This window comes from Priestia sp. Y58, assembly GCF_029522095.1.
Lineage (GTDB): Bacteria > Bacillota > Bacilli > Bacillales > Bacillaceae_H > Priestia > Priestia megaterium_E.
Genome location: NZ_JAKWFL010000003.1, coordinates 406,219 through 427,111, shown reverse-complemented (window position 1 = coordinate 427,111; position 20,893 = coordinate 406,219). Strand labels below are relative to the sequence as shown.

The 20,893-nt window shown below is 38.0% G+C and carries 17 protein-coding genes; 4 read left to right on the top strand and 13 right to left on the bottom strand.

Annotated elements, in window-relative coordinates; genetic code table 11:
• Positions 1–102: 102 nt before the first annotated feature.
• A complete protein-coding gene (locus MMB68_RS12205; RefSeq protein ID WP_221783079.1) occupies positions 103–552 on the top strand; it encodes a MarR family winged helix-turn-helix transcriptional regulator in 450 nt (149 codons plus the stop codon).
• A gap of 61 nt (positions 553–613) precedes the next feature.
• Here the strand turns inward: MMB68_RS12205 and MMB68_RS12200 are convergent, their stop codons facing one another.
• The gene (locus tag MMB68_RS12200) at positions 614–1,033 is read right to left on the bottom strand and encodes an organic hydroperoxide resistance protein (RefSeq protein WP_060745685.1); all 420 of its coding nucleotides are present in this window, start codon (positions 1,031–1,033) and stop codon (positions 614–616) included.
• Between the two features lie 156 nt (positions 1,034–1,189).
• Complete coding sequence (locus tag MMB68_RS12195) at positions 1,190–2,398, bottom strand: DNA polymerase IV (protein WP_221783077.1); 1,209 nt, start codon at positions 2,396–2,398, stop codon at positions 1,190–1,192.
• 164 nt (positions 2,399–2,562) lie between these two features.
• Between MMB68_RS12195 and MMB68_RS12190 the strand changes: the two genes are divergently transcribed.
• Positions 2,563–3,141, top strand: coding sequence for a DedA family protein (locus tag MMB68_RS12190; RefSeq protein WP_014460178.1), 579 nt, complete (start codon positions 2,563–2,565; stop codon positions 3,139–3,141).
• Positions 3,142–3,189: 48 nt separating this feature from the next.
• On the opposite strand, the gene MMB68_RS12185 is transcribed toward MMB68_RS12190, so the two are convergent.
• From MMB68_RS12185 to MMB68_RS12170, 4 genes are read right to left on the bottom strand one after another with little or no spacing between them, the layout of a single operon-like run.
• Positions 3,190–3,669, bottom strand: coding sequence for an RNA polymerase sigma factor (locus tag MMB68_RS12185; RefSeq protein ID WP_028413409.1), 480 nt, complete (start codon positions 3,667–3,669; stop codon positions 3,190–3,192).
• Positions 3,670–3,685: 16 nt separating this feature from the next.
• Positions 3,686–5,695, bottom strand: coding sequence for a DUF6449 domain-containing protein (locus MMB68_RS12180; protein ID WP_277548886.1), 2,010 nt, complete (start codon positions 5,693–5,695; stop codon positions 3,686–3,688).
• On the bottom strand, positions 5,670–6,569 hold the full coding sequence (locus tag MMB68_RS12175; RefSeq protein ID WP_048020984.1) for an ABC transporter ATP-binding protein: 900 nt from the start codon (positions 6,567–6,569) through the stop codon (positions 5,670–5,672). The genes MMB68_RS12180 and MMB68_RS12175 overlap by 26 nt, the downstream gene beginning before the upstream one ends.
• Positions 6,562–6,951 carry a GntR family transcriptional regulator gene (locus MMB68_RS12170; protein ID WP_013083081.1) on the bottom strand — a complete coding sequence of 130 codons (390 nt, stop codon included), beginning with the start codon at positions 6,949–6,951 and terminating at the stop codon, positions 6,562–6,564. Before MMB68_RS12170 ends, MMB68_RS12175 begins: the two co-directional genes overlap by 8 nt.
• Positions 6,952–7,295: 344 nt before the next feature.
• Here MMB68_RS12170 and MMB68_RS12165 point away from each other — a divergent pair, with 344 nt between their 5' ends.
• Positions 7,296–8,168 (top strand): selenium metabolism-associated LysR family transcriptional regulator, encoded by an 873-nt coding sequence (locus tag MMB68_RS12165; protein ID WP_014460182.1) that lies wholly within the window; start codon positions 7,296–7,298, stop codon positions 8,166–8,168.
• Between the two features lie 223 nt (positions 8,169–8,391).
• Here the strand turns inward: MMB68_RS12165 and MMB68_RS12160 are convergent, their stop codons facing one another.
• The 3 genes from MMB68_RS12160 to MMB68_RS12150 all read right to left on the bottom strand — a co-directional run bounded on the left by MMB68_RS12160 (position 8,392) and on the right by MMB68_RS12150 (position 12,407).
• Positions 8,392–9,591, bottom strand: a complete 1,200-nt coding sequence (locus tag MMB68_RS12160) for an MFS transporter (RefSeq protein WP_221783073.1) — start codon at positions 9,589–9,591, stop codon at positions 8,392–8,394.
• A gap of 226 nt (positions 9,592–9,817) precedes the next feature.
• Complete coding sequence (locus MMB68_RS12155) at positions 9,818–10,195, bottom strand: PH domain-containing protein (protein ID WP_014460184.1); 378 nt, start codon at positions 10,193–10,195, stop codon at positions 9,818–9,820.
• Between the two features lie 64 nt (positions 10,196–10,259).
• Positions 10,260–12,407, bottom strand: a complete 2,148-nt coding sequence (locus tag MMB68_RS12150; protein ID WP_277548885.1) for a YhgE/Pip domain-containing protein — start codon at positions 12,405–12,407, stop codon at positions 10,260–10,262.
• 110 nt (positions 12,408–12,517) lie between these two features.
• On the opposite strand from MMB68_RS12150, the gene MMB68_RS12145 reads away from it, so the two are divergent.
• A complete protein-coding gene (locus MMB68_RS12145; protein WP_221783067.1) occupies positions 12,518–13,693 on the top strand; it encodes an alanyl-tRNA editing protein in 1,176 nt (391 codons plus the stop codon).
• 41 nt (positions 13,694–13,734) lie between these two features.
• On the opposite strand, the gene MMB68_RS12140 is transcribed toward MMB68_RS12145, so the two are convergent.
• The 4 genes from MMB68_RS12140 to MMB68_RS12125 form a co-directional block, all read right to left on the bottom strand.
• The gene (locus MMB68_RS12140; RefSeq protein ID WP_029321653.1) at positions 13,735–14,655 is read right to left on the bottom strand and encodes a 1,4-dihydroxy-2-naphthoate polyprenyltransferase; all 921 of its coding nucleotides are present in this window, start codon (positions 14,653–14,655) and stop codon (positions 13,735–13,737) included.
• Between the two features lie 545 nt (positions 14,656–15,200).
• A complete protein-coding gene (locus tag MMB68_RS12135) occupies positions 15,201–17,816 on the bottom strand; it encodes a helicase-related protein (RefSeq protein ID WP_277548884.1) in 2,616 nt (871 codons plus the stop codon).
• 219 nt (positions 17,817–18,035) lie between these two features.
• Complete coding sequence (locus MMB68_RS12130) at positions 18,036–19,397, bottom strand: purine-cytosine permease family protein (protein WP_277548883.1); 1,362 nt, start codon at positions 19,395–19,397, stop codon at positions 18,036–18,038.
• Positions 19,398–19,417: 20 nt separating this feature from the next.
• Positions 19,418–20,866, bottom strand: a complete 1,449-nt coding sequence (locus MMB68_RS12125; protein WP_277548882.1) for an aldehyde dehydrogenase family protein — start codon at positions 20,864–20,866, stop codon at positions 19,418–19,420.
• Positions 20,867–20,893 lie beyond the last annotated feature (27 nt).

Genomic DNA, 20,893 nt, shown 5'->3' with positions numbered 1-20,893 from the left:
TTTTTTATTTACAGCTTGATTACTTTTTCATCCGGCGTTATTGGACACCACTATTTAATTGTGTATAATTAAATAAAAAGCAATAGAATGGAGGCAACACGAATGGAACAACTTTATAAGCAGCTGCAGCTAGAAAATCAGCTTTGTTTCTCAATTTACGCCACGTCTCGAGAAATTACAAAGGTGTACAAGCCGCTGCTCGATAAATTAGGAGTAACCTATCCGCAGTATTTAGCCCTTCTTGTTTTATGGGAACATGAAACGCTCAGCGTGAAAAAAATGGGCGAACTTCTGTATTTGGATTCAGGCACCCTTACTCCTATGCTAAAAAGAATGCAGGATCAAGAATTAGTCATTCGTCAGCGTTCTCATGAAGATGAACGCGTTGTTTTTATTAGTTTAACCGAAAAAGGAAAAAACTTACGTGATAAAGCTTGTCATATTCCAGAAGAAGTTTTTAGTATGGCGAATAAGTCGCAAGGAGAATTAGAAAAGCTGAAAGAAACGCTGCAGGAGTTATTGCAATCACTGCATACGTACAATCAAAAATAGACCATATAAAATTGCACATAAAAAAACGCCTGGATTCAAGAAAAATCCAAGCGTTTTTTATTTACTCAGCCGTTGTATTTAACGTTACGTTAACATTTCCACGCGTTGCTTTAGAATACGGGCAGAATTGATGTGCATCTTCTACTAGCTTCTCAGCTACTTCTTGTGAAACGCCTTTAATATGAGCGTTTAACACCACGCCAATTTTAAAGCCATCATCAGTGTGGTCTTTTAGTAGACTTACCTCTGCAGTAATAGACGAATCAATGTCTTTTTTTTGCTTCTTAGCGATTAAATTTAAAGCACCGTCAAAACAAGCAGAATATCCTGCTGCAAACAGCTGCTCGGGATTTGTTCCTTCTTTTTTGTTATTTGGAGAAGGATTTACAAGGGTTAAATCAATAATACCATCATCTGATTTAACTCGACCATCTCGGCCTCCAACCGCTGTTGCTTTAGATGTAAATAGTGCGTCTGACATAAGATCACCTCATAGATTATTTTATGTAATTTCATTGCAGACAATTAAAAAAGTCGCAATCAAATTCATTTTGTAATCACTTTGATTACCGTGATAGTAATGTACTTCCCCTTCTATAATGAGTGTAAACCTATTATTTTATACAAAAAAAGAGAGTTACCTCTCTTCTTTTCCTCTTTGTTTTTTTAAACCGCTTTGAATAATGTTATCTCCATATTTTTCACGCAAACTTTCGACCGCTTTGTATAAAGGCTCTTTTTTTGCTTGTTCTCCGTATGTAAACAAATCCAACTGTTCTTCTTCTTGGAGCTGGTGACTCACTTGAAGAGCAGCTACGCCCAATAAACGAATCGGTTCTCCGTTCCAATGCTTTTGAAATAATACCGCACTGTAATGAAAAAGATCATTTGGCTCGCTAATTGCTTTTGAAATAGTTTGGCTTCGAGTAATGGTTTTAAAATCACTGTATCGTATCGTTAACTGAATCGTTTTGCTTACAACTTTTTTCGCTTTCATACGAGAGCTTACAGAATGCGATAGTTTATTTAAAATAGGGAGAACTTCATGTTCATCTACTGCATTTTGAGATAGCGTCGTAGAGTTTCCAATAGATTTAAACTGTGATTGGCGGTCAGGGTTCACCTGTCGGTCATCTTGGCCCCATGCTCGTTCTTTCATAACTTCTCCTTTTATTCCGAGAGTTTGTTTAAGAAGACCGGGAGCGGCTTTTGCTAGATCACCGATAGTCACGATCTTAATCGCATTTAGCTTCTCAGCTGTTTTTTTACCGATTCCGTGCATTTCCTCTACGGCTTTTGGCCAAAGAACGGTTTGGACATCTCTTTTTCGAAGGACGGTAATTCCTAAAGGTTTTTGCATATCACTTGCCGTTTTGGCTAAAAATTTATTCGGCGCGATTCCAATTGACACAGGAATTTGCAGCGTCTGTATTAAATGCTGCTGAATTGACTTTGCTATGTCAAGAGGAGAGCCTAATTCAGCACAGTCTGTAATATCCAAATAGCCTTCATCAATTGAAGCGGGCTCTAAAAGAGGTGAAATGGTTACTAAATATTCAAACATGTTTTTGGACACTTGGCGATATAATGGAAAATTAGGTTTTATAACAACCAGCTCAGGGCATTTTCTTTTCGCTTCCCAAAGAGGCATTGGCGCATACACTCCGCGTTTACGAGCAATATAGTTACAGGTTACAACAATTCCTCTTCGTTCTTTTGGATTGCCAGCAATAGCAAGAGGCTTATCTTTGAGCGTATGATCATGTGCGGTTTCAACAGATGCATAAAAAGCATTGGCATCAATATGAAGAATAACTTTGCCGTTTTTAGGGTACATCATTTTCATACTATCACCTCTTTCTGTATAATTAAACCCCGAAAGAAGAACGTACATTCTTATTTATTATAACTCTTTTTTCCTAAGTTGTGCGCACCTATACTTTATTTTTATTTTGAGCGAACACTGTGTGTCACTCTCTCGTATTCTAATGAAGAAAGGAGGAAGAAAACGTGATTGATCAGCTTATCGGAGCCATTAACCAATTAGGCTACGGATATTTCTTTTTTATCATTTTAGTCGGAGCCAACCTTACTCCCATTCCTGACCCAGTATATATTATGCTTGCAGGGAGTCAGGCTACGTCTCCATCCGTTCAGTATATTCCAGCTTTTATACTTACCTACAGCGGCATGATGCTTAGCTTATACCTCAAATTTTTGATAGCCAGTCTTTTTTCAGCTCAGGCGCTTGCGCTATTAAAACGCCCGCGATGGGAAAAGAATGTCATGAAAGTTGAGCGAACGATTCAAGAATATGGATCTCACGCCATCATCGCAAGCTACTTTTTACCAGGAATGCGACATGTGATGCCTTTTTTTCTCGGGGCAAGCGGAATGAAGCATCGTCATTACATTAAAGTCTCATTTTCTTTTGGTTTCATTTGGACGCTGGCTTTATTTATTTTCGGTTCCTTTTTTAATACGACATCTTCTTATACTGATGTGATTGAGATCACTTTAGCTTTTTGTGCGATCAGTTTGATTATCTATGCCGTCCAAAGAAGAAAAATACGAAAAAAACAGCAGTAGTTTGTGTAAAAAAGTTCTTTTTCACAAACTACTGCTGTTTCATTTATATTAAATGACTTCATTATATCCCTTTACAAAGTATTTGCGCGCGCGGTAAAGAGCTGATTTTAACGTAGTCATCTGCATATTTAATAACTCGGCAATTTCTTCATATTTAAACCCTAATCCGTATTTTAATAGAAGCAAGTTGCGATACTTAGGATTCAATTGATTTAAAATCGCCTGACATTCAGCCGCTTCTTCATTTCTGAGCACCTGCTGAATGGGCGTATACATAACGGGTTCTTCTTTGTAAGAAGACGTATAGCGGTCTTTCACTATTTTACGCCTTCCTAAATCACACCGTTTATTTAATGCGACGCGAAACATCCAAGCTTTTATTTTTTCAGGATCGACCATTTCTTGTTTTTCTAAATATTTTAATGCTACTTCTTGCGTAATATCTTCAGCGTCTTGTCTATTCACGCCATTTTTTAATAAATAAGCCAGCACCTGATTTAAATAATCTTGCAATTCCTCGCCGCACATAATAAGTTCTCCCTTGTTATTTTAGTTTTTCTTTTAGTTCGATTGGCAGTTCATTTTCATTCAACATGTAAATCTGAGGAGTATCTACTTGATCTTTGTAATAAAAAGCAACAAGATAATCTCCCGTGTCTCGTAAGTTCGCATGTTGAAGAAGTGTTTCTACCTGCTGATTGTTTTTTACTTTAATTGCTTTCTCATCCTTCGTTAAAGATGTAAACTCTTCTTGAAGACGATAATCGATTTTAAGATGAGAAGAATTTTTAAACACTTCGGTTTTTTCTACATCCTTTGGCATCAGGCGAGCACGTTCATATAAATGCTCTTTCTTCAGCCATGCTTCTACTTCGCTATAAGACTTATCCCAAGAAGCAGTTTGTACGTACTGTCCTTTTCCATCCATAAACTCAATTGAAGCCCAGCTTTCTTTTGTGCTGTACATTTCATCAAACGTTTCGTTCATCATCGACTGTTTGACTACGTGTATAAGTTCTTGTACTTTATCTGGATTTGTAATATTGATTGAATTTGACTTTCCTGGAACAGAAAAACTCACGCTTTTAATCTTATCCGTGTTTTTTGTTCGTAAAAGCGGATGGGAATTTTCTTTGTATTCTTTTGTTTCTGCAATTTCTTTATAAAAAGCTTTATAGTCTGAAAATGGAATAAAGTATTCTCGGACCATTTGTTTTCCATTTTTTAATTTATAAGCAAATACAGCTATTTTCCCGTTTCTGCTTTCTATTTCACTTTGTTTATCAGGATCCAGCTTCTTATCTTTAGATGCTGTAATTTGTTTTTGCAGCTGACGAACACTCTGAATCGTTTCTTTACTTGTATAATAATATGGAGCTTCATAATAGCCATTCATTCCATTTGCATAGTTTTCAGGTTTATCAGTCAATGGATATATATCTTCATCGAAATATACACTTTCAATCTCTGAAGCTGCTGGCACTTTAGTAGAATAGCCGAACACATCTAGATGAATGATAAAGCCAACGATAGCTGCAGCTATAACAAAGCCTAGATACCCTTTCCATTTCGTAAAGATACGCCACGTTTTATTTAAAATGATTTGAGCAACTGTATAGCCTATTAATGAACCAATAATATAGCCCACGATCATCCATGAAAATTCACCTTTCATGCTAATAAAGTAAAATCCGCCTAACATGAGTGAACAAGCGGTTACTCCGTATACGAATACCGGTTTTAACCAGCTAACTGAAATGGTTTGCGTAGCAGCTTCTACTTTTCTTTTTTGGTAGGTGATTAAAGCAATGATGTAAAATAAGACAATGAGTCCAATATAAACAAATGCACTAGTAGAAAAGCTTTTATGAGCTACCATTTGCGCTACGTGTGAAAACGGAACAAGGCTGTCAACATTTTTGTTCACGTAATAGTCATACGCATAGCCGTACCAGTAAAACTTTACATTGGATATAGCTAAATAAGAGATTCCGCCGGGTAGAAGAAATAGAACATATAAAAAGATTCCTTGGAGGACAGACATTCCGGTGAACATTCCCGCTAAAACAGTTCCAGTCAGCACAAATAAATTAATTAAAATACTGTAACCGACCCAGCTTAGAACATCTCCTGTTGTATAAACATCCTCAACGGTTAAAACTCCTTTAACGGCAAAAGTAACGACTCCCGTAATTAAAATAGGAACAACTAAAACCAACGCGCCCAGAAGCATATTTTGATGAAACAGCGTAGAACGCTTAATTGGTAAACTATGAATATAGTCAGCCGCAATCTTCGTTTGTATATATCTAAATAGGAAAATACCAAGTAACACTGGTACAACAAACATAAACACAAATTCCAGCCCATCCAATACGTTAAATAGCGTATCTGGTTTTTCTATATAAGGCTCTACCTTTCCTGTGAAAGTAAAAATCAGTTGTAAAGGTAAAGCGAACAGCAGTACTAGCAAGTATACAAGCCCAATCCATCCCACGTTTCTCATGGATTGAATCCACATGCCGCGGTTAAACGATGATGTTTTCGATTGCATAACCCACATCCCCCATTTCATAAATAAAGATTTCTTCCAGCGTAAGTGGCAAGATGTCAAAAATTAAAGGCTTATACGATCGGACTTTGTTTACTAAGTGATTTTCTTTCCCTCGAACAATACAAAGCAAGACACTTCCTCGTTTTTCTTGATATAAAATGTCTAGCGTGTCATAAAGCGCTAGCGGCACATCCCCTTCAAATGCAACTTGAATTTTGTGCACATCAGACTTTAAATCATCCAGCTCTTTTTCAATTAATAATTGACCGTGATGCAAGATGCCTACATGATCACACAGATCTTCCACTTCTCGCAGGTTATGTGACGAAATTAAAATCGTCATTTCCCGTTCTGCCACGTCTTGAACAAGAAGGTTTTTGATTTTTTGACGCATTACCGCATCTAAACCGTCGAGCGGCTCATCTAAGATAAGTACATCAGGCATAGCAGACAGCGCTAACCAAAATCCTACTTGACGCTGCATTCCCTTGGACATTCTATGTACCTTTTTATGTAATTGAATTGGGAAAGCTTCTTTTAATTTTTGGAACCGTTCTTCGTTCCAAGTCGGATAGACGCTTCTATAAAAAGACGCTAATTGCTTAATCGTTGTTTGAGGGAAAAAATAAAGAGAATCTGGCATAAAAATAAGACGTTCTTTTAAGCCAACGTTTTCGAATACTTCCTCGCCGTCTATGGCAATCTTTCCGTGATCCTGCTTGTAAATACCTGCAATGATTTTTAATAGCGTTGTTTTTCCTGCTCCGTTGGAGCCAAGCAGTCCGTAAATAGATCCTTTTTTTATAGAAAGCGTGACGTCTCTTAGAGCTTCCATTTCTTCAAACTCTTTTTTTATCGCCTTCAGTTCAATCACTATCGCTTCCTCCTTTTACTGCTTTTTCAGCCTGTGAAATAAGTGATAGAATTTCATCTTTATCCATCCCTAAATACATAGCTTCTGCCAACAGCTTTACTAATTCTTCTTTCATCTTTTTCACCTTCTCGTTATTTAGTGTATCAACTTGAGGCGTTACAAAACTTCCTTTGCCTGGAACTGAATAAATATAGTTTTGATGTTCTAGTTCACGATACGCTTTTTGAATTGTATTTGGATTAATCGTTAATTCTTTTGCTAGCAGCCGAACAGATGGAAGCTTTTGATCGGCCTTAAAGACTTCATGGATAATAAGCTCTTTCAATTTATCTACTAATTGCTCGTATATCGGCTTACGACTACGAATATCTAAATCGAACATAGTCTGCCTCCCTTCATCTACCCAAAATCATGATGTGTGTACTAGGTGTATTAACTGTATTACTTATCGTATTACAGTTAATATTATAGTATGTTTTTTGGAAAAAACAAGTACTTTTTTTACTTTTGTTACAAATAGATGACAAAAAAGTGTTTAATAGCTTTATAGATGAAATAAAAATAACTGTAAACAAATTGCGCAGGCTTCCTTCGTTATAAGCAAACATACTCCTTTAAGTCAGCACCTTGTTTTACTTTTCTTAACCAAGTGCCTCTAGTTATTACCATAATAATGTTTTATAATGTTTATAATTAATTTTTTTAATATAAAAGGAGCCATACTCTATGTACTATGATGCGTTAAAGACGTTTGTTTCTGTTGTAGAAGAGCAAAGCTTTACAAAAGCTGCGGAAAAATTAATGATTTCACAGCCAAGCGTAAGCGTACACATCAAAAATCTCGAAAAAGAATTTCAAACTTCCCTGTTCCTGCGTTCACCTAAAATGTTAAAAATCACACCCAGCGGCGAAATTTTATACGATCGTGCTAAACAAATGATTCAAATATATGAGCATACGAAACGAGATATTTACGAACACCATCACCGTGTCAAAGGAATGCTAACGATTGGCGCCAGTTTTACGATTGGTGAATATATCCTTCCTTCTTTTTTAGCAAAGCTTCGTGAACAATATCCTGATATTGATGTAGAAGTGACTATCGGTAATACAAAGGAAATTGCTCAGCTTGTTCGTCATTTCAAAGTGGACGTAGGGCTTATTGAAGGTCACACGGAAGAGTCCGACTTACATATTCAGTCCTTTATGGACGATGAACTTGCCATCGTTGCGTCAGTGGATCACCCCTTAGCTCAGCTTAAAAAAGTAGAAATTGATGATTTACAAAATCAGCGGTGGGTAGCGCGTGAAAAAGGTTCTGGAACAAGAGAATATTTAGATCACGTTCTAATGTCCAACGGTTTAAAAATGAAAAGCATGCTAACGATCAGCAGCAATCAAGGAATTAAAGAAGCGATTGTTCACAATTTAGGAATGTCTGTACTGTCGCTTTGTGCTATTAAAGAAGATGTAGAACAAAGGCACCTGTCGATTCTCAACGTGAACACCGCTCCTTTTAAGCGTCGTTTTTCTTATATTTATCCCGCTAACAGCGCTCATAAAAAAGTAGCGGAGCTTTTTATTCAGCTTTTAAACTAAGAAAAGAGATTATGACATAACGAAATCAATCCAATCTAAAGACGAACAAACTGGCTAAAGGAGCTAGTACATAAAACTAGCGCTCACCATCAAAATAAAAAAATCCGAACGCGTTTGATTCTTAATCAAGAATCAAACGCGTTCGGATTTTCCTTCAGCTAAGATGCTCTTGCTCCAGCCTATTTTTTAAGATAATAGCCATACATGTCTTTACATTCTTTTTTTAGTGAACATGCGTCTGCTGAGCCGGCATTTTTGATAAACGAACAGCTAAGAAAAAGGCTGTTGTAAGAAACACACCAATTAGAGCAATCACACCTTTCCAGCCGTACGCGCTCCAGCATAAGCCAGCCACAGTCCCTCCAATGCTTGATCCTGCATAGTAAAAAAATAAATATAAAGACGAAGCCTGCGCTTTGTCATGCGTTGCTCTTCTTCCTACCCAGCTACTTGCGATGGAGTGACTTCCGAAAAAGCCAAAAGTCAGCAGCAAAAGCCCGGTAATTTTTATCCATAAAACCGGATGCAGCGTAACGATTGAACCTATAAGCGTAACAGCAATCGTACATAACAGTACCTTTTTCCGACCGTATCGATCCGCCAGCGTCCCCATCCAGACTGAGCTGAATACTCCTACAAAGAAAATAACAAAAATAAAACTTACAAGCGTATGATTCCAAGAATACGGAGGAGCGGATAAAGCGTATCCAATATAATTGTATAAAGCTACGTTACTTCCAAGCAGTGCAAAACCAATAGCAAAAAGACAAAGCATCCCTTTATCTTGAAGATGACTGCGAAGAGAGCCAGTAAGCTGCCTAAGTTCAAATGACCGAGAAGTAAAGTTCTGTGAATCAGGCAAGTTCATAAAAAAAACAAATGTGGCCAATAAGCTGATTGCGCTTACAACATCAAGAGCTACCGACCAGTTAAAATACTCCGTGAGCACTCCTGTCATAAGTCTTCCCGCTACGCCTCCAAAGGCGTTTCCGCTTATATAAATCCCCATCGCTTTTCCTAAACTCCCGGGTTCAATTTCTTCTCCTAAGTAAGCCATGGCCACAGAAGGCAGCCCTGCTAACACGATTCCTTGAATAACGCGAAAAACTAACAGCGTTTCAAAGGTAGAGCTAAATGCTGTCATGATGCATAGCAATGACGCAAAAATTAACGATAGTCCCATCAGTTTCTTTCGTCCCCACACTTCCGATAAAGAACCTAAAAAAAGCATACTAACAGCAAGCGTGATGGTTGTTAACGAAAGAGATAAACTCGCAAAAGCCGGGGATATTCCAAATTCTTTAGAAAACTCGGGTAAAATGGCCTGTGTACAATATAAAATCGAAAATGTGTTGAAGCCTGCTGCAAAAAGCGCAACATTTGTTTTGCGAAAAGCCGATGTCCCAATTACGGTATAGCTCACAGTTGGTCACTTCCTTTTTTCTCTAAAAAAAGCATATCACGGTTTTTTTATTCTGTATAATTCATTATGTAAATCGTTTTCATGCATTTCAGTAATGAGTGAAGTAAACAAATACAGAAGGACAACAGCCTGATTACTTTCAAACAGCTGTATGCAAGAATGTTATGCTTTCTGGTTTTACACAAGCATAAAAAAAGTCGAGCCAATTTTTCATGGCTCAACTTTTTTAATCCAATACATAAGATGCTAATACTTTTTGCACGTCGTAAATGCTTTTATCTTTACGAAATTCTTTTGAGATGGGCGCACTAGAACCAGATACCCAAATATTTAATTCGGCATCTAAATCGAACGTTCCAGCCGTTTCTACGCTAAAATGTGTAATCGTTTTATAAGGAATGGAATGATAATCTGTTTTCTTTCCCGTCACTCCTTGCTTATCAACAATAATTAAGCGCTTCGTCGTAAACACCATCAAATCGCGAATGACTTTATATGCTTGTTCCACTCGCTCGTTGGCAATTAAGATATTTTGCAAGTCTTTTTCAGTTCCTCTTATATCTGCTTCTGATGCATTTCCTAATAGTCCATCCAATATACCCATGCTTATCACTCCTTTCTATCTACACTACCGCATTTTGTTCTGTCTGGAAACCCAAAACGTTTTTTTAATGAATTAATTTACTTTCACGCGCTTTTTTTGTTAATTTTGCACTCGTTTTACTAAGAGGCTTGTGAAGGAAAATGCCAACGAGCAGCACGCCAAGCCAAATGCAAAGTAGAACGGTAACATCTTTTCTTACTATATCCGCTAACATGCCTCCCACAACTTCTCTCATCATGCTTATTGCATACGTAAATGGTAAAAACGGATTGAGTGCTTGGAAAAAAGCAGGCATGACTTGAATCGGAAATGTACCGCCTGCAGCGGAAAGCTGAAGTACAAGCAAAACAATCGCCATTGCTTTTCCTGCATTGCCAAATATCGCAACAAGCGTATAGACAATCGTCATAAATACGAAGCTGCACAGCAAGCCTAAAAAGATAAAAGGCACTTTATCTACGACGTACGTTTTGATTAAAAATAAATCGCCTAGCGTCACAATAAAAGCTTGCACAAGAGCAATAGACAAAAACGTTAAAAGTCTTCCAAGATAGACTTCATAGCTTTTAAACCGCTCTTCATCCGCTACTTCTACGCTTAAAATTGAAACTAACAGCAAAGCCCCGACCCACAAGCAAAGCGTTGTATAAAACGGTGACATAGCCGATCCGTAGTTCGGAATAGGATAAAGTCTTTCTTCTTTTAAAAGAACCGGTTCAGCAAAAAAATCACTTTCTTTTTGCACATCGTTTTTTAACAAATTAATAATATCTTCAATGTTTTCTTTTCGCTGAAATTCGCGTATCTTATCCGCTATATTGTGCACGTTTTGTTCAATTCGCGGAAAGTCTTTTGTTATTTTCGCAAGCTCCTGCTGTCCGAGCAAAATGCCACTCGCTGTTTTAGACAGCACATTAGAAACATCCGGCATGCTTTTATTGGCTTCCTCAAGCAGTGAGTTTGCGCTTGCTGTTTTATCTTTCGCTTCTTTGATTGCTTGTTCAACAGCCGGCACAATCGTAGAAGAATACGAATTCGTTAACGTATTTAATTTAGAAACAGCTTGGTCGGTGCGAGAACTGAATTTCTCAAGCACACTTGGATCTGGTGCATCTCCATTTTTTGTTTGTTGCTGCATACTGTTTACATCCGACAGCTGCTGCTGTAAAAGCGTATGTACACTTTTTATTTGATTAATAACCGGTGAAAGAACGTTCCCTTGAGACACCTCATTTAAATCCGTAAGAAGCGTAAGGATCTCTCCTGTGTCAGCAACTTGTTTTGTTAACTGCACTTTTAGCTGTTCCGCTGCTGCGCTGAGTTCAGCCGGCGCTATATCTTTTTCCATCAGCTGATTCTTCAATTCTTGAACTCCGAGAGCTCGTTGTTGAACACGGTGCAGCGTTTCGCTGATAGTTGGCTCAGCGTTTTTTAACACTTCATCGCTTTTAGTTAAAAAAGTGTTTAGCTGCTGAGTCATCTGTGCGCCGTAAGCTGTTAGTCTCTCTACTTCAGGAAGAGCAGCCTGGGCTTTTGATACAATAGCTCCAGCTTTTTGAGTGGTGTCATTCGCTTCATTAATTACTTTTTTAATTTCAGGAAGACGATTTTCAAGCTCAAAAATCCGTTGTTCAACTTGTTGAATGGTCGGCAAATCCTGCTGCAGGGTAATACCTAGTTCGTTAAAAACAGAAAAAATGGCTCCATTCGCTGTTTTGACGAATTTTTCACCAATCTGTTGTGTTAAGCTGCTGGCTCCTTTACTTGTAATTTTAGGCGCCACGGCGTTTATTTTTTCGTTTACTTTGTAAATAATGACCGGCTTTTCCAAACGATCTTGAAGAACCGTACCAAGCTTTTGTGAAAAATCTTTTGGAATAACAATACTTGCATAATAGTCACCGTGCTTTACTCCGTGATCAGCTTTTTCTTTGGAGACGAACGTCCATCCAAGCGTTTTATTTTTCTTTAACGTTGCAATAATATCTTTTCCCACGTTTACGTGCTGCCCTCTTATCGTAGAACCTTCGTCTTCGCTCGTTACTGCAATGGCAATACCTTCAGTCCGCCCGTATGGATCCCAAGATGCTTTTATATTAAACCATGCGTAAAAAGACGGCAGAATCATAAGCGTCAGCACAATGATAATCATCGCCCAATTGGTAAAAATTCTTTTTAAATCCCGCGTATAAATATAAACAGTATTTTTCATATGTCCCACCCAGTTTTATTGTTACAAGTTAGCTTATCCATGTTCGAAGAAACATATTTCTGATACTATAGAAAAAGTTAGATATGGTTTTACTAGAAAGGATGAGGAACATGACAGAAAGACTTTATTATAGCAATCCCTACACAAAAACGTGGGAAACAGAAGTGACAGAGACGCGCGCTCTTTCAAATGGCTACGCTTTAACGTTAAAACAAACTGCTTTTTATCCAGAAGGCGGCGGACAGCCTTCTGATTACGGTACTATTGCCGGAATTGAGGTAAAAGACGTTTATGAAGAAGATGGAGAGGTATACCATCTCGTTGATACGCTCCCTGCACAAGCGAACGTCACGTGTGAAATTGACTGGTATCGCCGCTTTGATCATATGCAGCAGCATAGCGGACAGCATTTACTTTCGGCTCTATTAATCGATACATATGATATTCACACCGTTAGCTTTCATTTAGGAAGCGACGCTGTCTCTATTGATTTGAATGTACCTCAGTTATCTCATGAGCAGCTATTACACATTGAAAAAGTTGTAAATGAAGCTATTTACAGCAACCGTCATATTAAAACGTACGAAGTGAAAAAGGAAGACTTACATACTCTTGCGCTTCGCAAAGTGCCCGAGCTAGAAGACGAAGTGGTACGCATTGTGGAAATTGACGGCATTGATGTTTCTGCCTGCTGCGGTACTCATGTGAACCAAATTGGAGAGCTTGGCCTTATTAAACTTACGAAAACAGAAAAGCAGCGCGGCAATACACGCCTCTTTTTTAAATGCGGTATGCGTGCATTAGCTGATTATCAGCAGTCTCAAGAAATCGTAGCAGAACTTAGCAATAAATTCAGCACAAGCCGTGAATTAGTTGTAGAACGCATTAAAAAATTGGAGACTGAACAAAAAGAGCTGCAAAAACAGCTAGAAGAATTAAAAAATGAAAATGCAGCTTATTTAGCAAGTGAATTAGAAGCAAAAAAAGAAGGATCATTTCTGTACCATCACTTTGAAAACCGTACATTAAAAGATGTGCAAGCTTTGACAAAGCAGCTGCTTCAAACGTCTGATACGACACTTCTGTTTGCTTTTTCAAGTGATCAAAAAGTCTTGCTGGCTCACAGCGGCAATGAAGTAAAATGCGGAGAGCTTTATAAAGAGCTGCTTCCACTTTACGATGGAAAAGGCGGCGGCGGACCAAAACAAGCTCAAGCCAGCTTTTCATCTTCTGAAAATATGAACGCATTTATTAGCGCAGTAAAAGAAAAAATAACTGGAGCATAACAAAAAGCCTGTCTTTAAAAAGACAGGCTTTTTCCACTCAATCAGCTTACTAAATAGCCAATTAATAATCCAATTGATAAAGTAAATCCAAAAAACGTATTGGTTTGAGCAGTTGCTTTCATCGCAATAAGCTCTCCGCGTACAAATGCTTGTACAGCTTGAATGGGCTTAGGTGCACTAAGGAACACTAAGAAAATCCAAGGGCTAATATCGAAGAATACCACTAATGCAACGGTCCAAATATACGCAATGCCAAACAAAGCAGCTAAAAATCTAATCGCATTTTTAGAGCCTAATAAAATAGCTAGCGTACGTCGTCCGCCTTTCGTATCTTCTTCTATGTCACGAATATTGTTAGACAAATTAATCGCGCCTACTAAAATCGCAATGGGAAGTGATACAAAGATGCTTTCAGACGTTACGGTATTTGTTTGAATAAAAAATGAAATCAACACAAACATCGCACCCATGCAAAGACCTGAAAATAATTCTCCAAACGGCGTATACGCAATTGGAAGCGGTCCGCCTGTATACAAATAACCAATCGCCATACCTACTAAACCAACTAAAGCAAGCCACCAGCTGCTGTTTGCACATATATATACGCCTAAAATAAGAGCAATTCCATAAGAAATCAGTGCTAAATTTAATACCGTTTTCGGTTTCATTCCGTGTCGGACGATGGCTCCTCCGATTCCTACGGAGTCTTCTGTGTCTAACCCGCGTTTAAAATCATAGTACTCGTTAAATAAGTTCGTCGCAATTTGAATCCACAAACATGAAAAAAGCATCGCAAGAAACATCCAAACGTTCACATGGCCATAAAACATGGCTAGAACTGTTCCAATCAAAACGGGTACAAACGATGCTGTTAACGTATGAGGACGGGTTAATTGCCACAAAATTTTCCCTTTACTGTACTGCTCGGCGGCAGCTTTGTTTTCTTTGTTATGACTTGTCATCATCCTCTTCCCTTCTATTACGAACCGTATCTCTATTTAAAAGTGCTGCTTTTAACATAATGAATGATAGCAAACTTACTCTAAGACAATACACGTCCGCCCAACAAAAAAATCACGGAACTCTTTAAAATATCAGTTCCACTCTATATCATAATAATTTATTGCTCTTTTTACAAGATGACCGCTTATACATTTCCGCCTTTTTTCTACAAAAATCTGCTTTGACGCAGAAATTTATAACAAAAAGATGAAAAGCTTATACGAAAAATGAGGTTGAGACTTAACTAAATCAATCTCATCTAAAGATGAACAAATGGGATAAATGATTTGGTATGGAGTGCTTGTTACACCGCAGTTGATTTTCGTGCAAGACTTCGCTTTCCGCGGGCGGCCGCTGAGCCTTGTTCTCCAATCAACTGCTAGAAGCCTCTACATACATGAAACCTATGTTCACTATCACAATGAAAAGATCCGAACACTTTATCGTTCGGATCTTTCTTCAACTAACATAATTTTGTACAAGCCTCTTTTTTTATCACTACATCTTAGTAATTAAAATCGTAGGTGTCCCCGTGTCTTCTGCGGAATCTTTTATGAAAACACGAATCGCATATCGCATGATCATGATTCCAAGGAAGGTCTTTAGAACACGCACTGCATGTTCTTTTAAATTTTTTCATATCTTTTCTTAATACGTTATGGATTTTATCTGTAAGCTCTTCTCGGACACGTTCCCAGTAAATAGCTTCCGGTCTTCTATCCATTCGATATAAAAATAAAAGATGCAGGCCAATCGCCTTATAAGACAGCTCTAATTTTTCCAGTGAACCTTCTATTATCCTTGGTTCAGGTAATTCTTCTCTGTTAACAATTGCATTCATGCTAGCCACCCACTGCTTTTTCAAAGAGCTTTCTTTTGCTGAAAACGGCAGCTGCAAGTAACCATATAAATCAACAATTGGCATTTTCGCCTCAATTAGCGTGTCTTTCACTTCATCATAAAGCTCACGTTCTTGTGCCAGATTTGATTTTTGTGTCCCTTTTGGATTTTTAAATTTAGCCCACATCTCAAAAAACGTCCCGAGATCATGATGATATTCTTTAAATCTTCTGAGCATATCTGAAGTAGGCGCAATTGAAAATTTACTGATTTGCTCGTCTGTCGAAAATAACAGTTCTCTCATTTGCTTTGCATCTTTAGCGAATGCAACTTCTCCAACATTATAGAGACCCTTTCTTCCAGCACGACCTGCAATCTGCTTTAACTCTTGAGAAGTCAACAATCTCCTTTTTTGCCCGTCAAATTTCATGTTTTCTAAAAGAACAATTCGTCTAATCGGCAGGTTTAATCCCATTCCAATCGCATCTGTAGACACAATGACATTTGTTTCTCTATTAATGAACTGCTCAATTTGTTTTCTTCTCGTTTCAGGCGGCATACTTCCATAAATCACGCTAACTTTATGACCATCTTTTTCTAGCTTAGCCGCTGTCTGAAGAACTTTTTTACGCGAGAAAACAATTAAAGCATCTGCGGGTTTCACTTGTTCAATTTTGAACTTTCGAAGATCTACTTTTAAAGGTATATCTCTTTCATACTCATAAATTTCTGAGATCACACCGTCTAACATCTCTTCTAACATACTTCGAATGCTTAAACTCCCAATAACATGAACTTGTTTGGCATTGGCTCGGGTGATGGCTTTATACCATGAAAACCCTCGGTCTCTGTCTTGAATCATCTGCGCTTCATCAATTACGGTTACATCGCCATGCTCTAATTCACTAAACATTTCTACCGTACCGGCCATGTGCTGAGCATCTTCAACAATCTTTTCTTCTTCACCTGTTTTTAACGAACAAGGGACTCCGTCTTTGTTCAGCTTTTCAAAAACTTCTAAAGCTAACAGGCGAAGCGGCGCTAAGTAACTACCCGAAGCAGCTTTTTTTAATGACTTTAATGCCGTATACGTTTTTCCTGTGTTTGTATCACCGAGATGAAGAATGTATTCCGTTTCTTTTCTTGGGTCCATTTCGTATTCTGCACCAAAAATATAATTTAACTGTCGCTGTTCTTCTTCAATCAGCTTTTTCTTTTCTTCAAGTTCACGTTCTTGTTGTAATCGTCTTTCTTCCAGCTGCTGTTGATATCTCTCTTGATGCTCTTCAATCGTTAAGTTGTGATCTGAAACTTCTAGTACATCGGAAAGCTTTTCTTCTACGAGCATTCTTTTATATTCATAGACCAAATCCGATAAATCACTTCTAAGTGCTTTTATGATATCCATTCTTGTTACTGAAGCATTTGTATAAGTTTTATATTCTTCTTTAAATGCAGCAGGAAGATCATCCATAATCATAGTTGGAATGATTTCATAAATCTTATCGGTGATAAATACTTCGTATACATCTTCATACGTTTCAAACAAGATAATCGTTGAATATCTGTCTAATTCTGAGCTTACGTTCCCGGTGAGCTCTTGAAAAAAGTCATGAACCGTTTCATAATCATGACGTGTTAAATCACCGTTTTCTATTAATTCATCTTCAAGCTCAGTATGCGGCGCATAGTTTTCAATATACTTTGAGTTTGTTTTAATGTCTTTTGATAGCTGATGTGAAAGCTTTTCTCTTATATGTAGGTAATACAGCTCTTTGTTTACTTCCAAAATAGGAGCCGCTTCTAAATTTAACTGTAATTGATATCTAGCTTTTCGATCATTAATACTTTGCTGTCTTTCTTTCTCTTTTTTTTCTTCTTCTCTTTTGGCAAATTCAACTCTTGCTTCTCCGTATAGTGATAGCCACTCTGCTCTATTGCCATTTCCGTACTGCTTTTCTAACCAAGAAAAAGCATCAAATTCTATACCTTTTCTCGTTTCTTTAGCAAATAACTTATCGATAGCTTGAGGTTTATATCCTTTTATCTCAAAGCCTCTTTCTGTTAAATACGATCTTCTGTTTTTCTTAGATACAGAAGAAACAGCTATTTTTCTCCACGCAGTCCCCCAGGCTTTTTTAATAAAAGAGTGCCTGTCTGTTAAATACGTCTCTAAATCGGGACATTCGTCTTGTTCACCTAATACGCTTTTTATATCCTGTAGTAATGTATGCTTAGTTTTTTCAATGGCCCTGCTTTGAATAGCCTCTAATTCGAGCATAAAATTCTCCTTTGGAAAGTTTTCCTACATTTATTATAGAAAAGACCCCTTATAGAATCAAATACATTGTTACCACTTTATTTGAGGCTAGATTAAGAACTTCTCGTTCCTATGCTTTTGCTTCTTTCTCACCTATCTTCAAGACAAAAAGCTCCTTTAAACAGGAGCTTTTGATACATTTCACATATTTCATATATTTCAGTCTATTTTAAATATCTATCAAGCATTTCTGTCAATTCCCTTTGAGTAAGTGATGGAGAGCTGTGAAAGCTTGGTTAACGATACGTGTAAAACACCTGTAAATAAAAAAGCTAAGATTGTTGCGCCTGTGTCTAGCGGGTGAACGTACGTAAAATAATAGGCAAATACAGCCCCCACTATGTATGATACATACACATGAAGGTTAAACCCTTTTGTATACCAGTATATTTTATTTTCCTTATCTAAAATAGCTGAAATGTCATAGTGTTTTCGGCGAATGATATAATAATCAACAAGAACAATCGCAATAATAGGAATAAATAAGACGCCGATCATAAGCAAAAAGCTTTGAAAATTTGTCATTAACCACTCTTTTAATAAAGAACCTAGGACTGTGACAACTCCCATCGTTAGTGACGGTATCCAAAAGCATTGCTTTGGAAAAATAGATAAATAAGACATTGTTGCGCTATACAGTACCATTACGTTGGTTGACAGCACCGATAAAAAAATGACGATGGCCGCTACTAGTCCCAACAGCGGGCTATATGCGCCAATTAAATTTACCGGGTCATACGTTTGCGTCACATTTCCGAGAATTGAAAAACCAGAAACCGTTGCGCCTAAACCCATCGCAATTAATGTCGCAACGTTATACCCTAAATACGTTCCCGCAATTCCCGTTTTTTCAGATTTACAGTTTCGGTTATAATCGCAAACAATAGGAATCCACGTAAAAGCTGTAGCTACTACAATATCAAAAGCTAACATCCCTGTAATGCCAGGATTTTCGCTTGCTTTCATTTGAATTAATTTGGCTGCATCAAATTCGATAAACAAATAGCTAAACACAACGGTTGCTAAAATCACCATAAGCGTAGCTACTAATTTTTCCGTTGCTTCAATGCCTTTGTGTCCGTATATAGAAATAGCTACTACTAGTACTTGAGTAAGAATTGTAAATAGATTGATATTGCTGTAACCGGTCAAAAAGGTGACGGCATGATTTAAACTTAGCCCTGCCATGTAGGCTTGAATCCATGCCCATCCTATTAGTGTAATAAGATTAACAGCAGCAGGAAGCATGGCTCCTCTTTGTCCAAAAGCAGGTCTCATTAAAACCATGGTTGGAAGACCGGTTCGAGTTCCGATATTCCCCATCAGCACGAGCGGTATGGCACCGACTAAAGAGCCAAGCACGATAATAAATAATGCCTTTAAAAAGGTCATATCGGGTACAAACAGCATTCCCGTAAAAACGGTCGTTACTACCACATTGGCTCCTATCCACATGGAAAATGTAGAGAAGAAGCCCATACTTCTTCTATTCATTGCAATCGGCTGCACATTATCATGGGCGAGACCACCTTTTGTTGTCATCCCTTTTCCACCTTTCACTTTTATTGATACCAATTAGCTCGAGCTAGCTTGGAATTTGTATTCACATGTTTTATTTCAGTAAAAGCAGCTAATCCTGATGGACCTAGCTCCCGGCCAATGCCGCTTTCTTTAAAACCGCCCCACGCCGTTTCAATATGAGGCGTATGGTAGCCATTGATCCAAACCGTTCCCGCTTGAAGCTGTTCAGCAACTCGCTCTGCTTTCTCTACATCATTCGTTAAGATTCCTGCAGCTAAACCAAATCTCGTACCGTTGGCAAGTGCTATGGCTTCTTCTTCACTTGAAAAAGATTGAACGGTAATGACGGGACCAAATATTTCTTCTTGAACGACTTTCATATGCTGCTCCACGTCAACGAGCACCGCTGGCGTTATATAGTTTCCACCTTCGCAGTCAATTAACGTTCCTCCTGTTAATAAATTCGCTCCTTCTTCTTGACCTAGCTTAATAAAACTCTGTATTTTATTCAGATGCTCCTTGCTAATAACCGGGCCCATCTCCGTTTCTTCCTTTAAGGGATCCCCAATTTTTATAGCCGCAACAGCCTCTGTAAGCGCAGAAAGAAACGAGTTATAAATAGATTCATGTACGAGTATACGCGAAGAAGCTACACACACTTGTCCTTGATTAAAAAACGAGCCAAACATTGTCCAGTCTACTGCAATATCAATTTCGCTGTCTTCAAAAATCAGAAGCGGAGATTTCCCTCCCAGTTCAAGCGAAACTCTTTTCATCTCTTTTGCACACTGCTGATAAATACGTTTGCCTGTTTCTGATCCTCCTGTAAAAGAGACTTTGGCTACGTCATTGTGTTCAACTAGCGTACTTCCCACTTCACCGTCTCCCGTAAGTAAATTAAACACGCCTTCTGGTATACCAGCTTTTTTACATAGTGAAGCTAACTTTAAAAAAGAAAGCGGCGTTAATTCTGACGGCTTAAACACCACCGTATTTCCAGCTGCTAATGCAGGAGCCAGCTTCCACATGCCAAGCAACAAAGGAAAATTCCAAGGAACGATTAGCGCGCATACGCCAATCGGTTCTTGAATGATTTTACTGTTTGTGTCGTCGAACATGTCCTTTGTCCACGGCTGATTTTCTTCTATTAAATTTGCGTAATATCTTAAACAATTAATCGTATCTTCAATATCTAACTGTGCTTCTTTTATCGGTTTTCCAGCATTTAATGTTTCTGTTTCAGCGAATATACTCGCTTCATTTTCTAATAAATTTGCTAGTTTCGTAAGCACCTCTACACGCAGTGACTTATTTTTCTTCCATTCACTCTGCTCAAAAGCCTGCTTTGCTTTACCTACCGCTTCTTCTACTTGTTGAAGCGATGAATCAAACACTTCCGCTATGATCTTATTGGTCGCTGGGTTGATTATTTCTCTTTTACATGGTTTTGCTTGCTTCTTATCTATTTTTACATTTACTTGCCCGTTCATAGTCAAACACTCCTCATAGAGAACTCT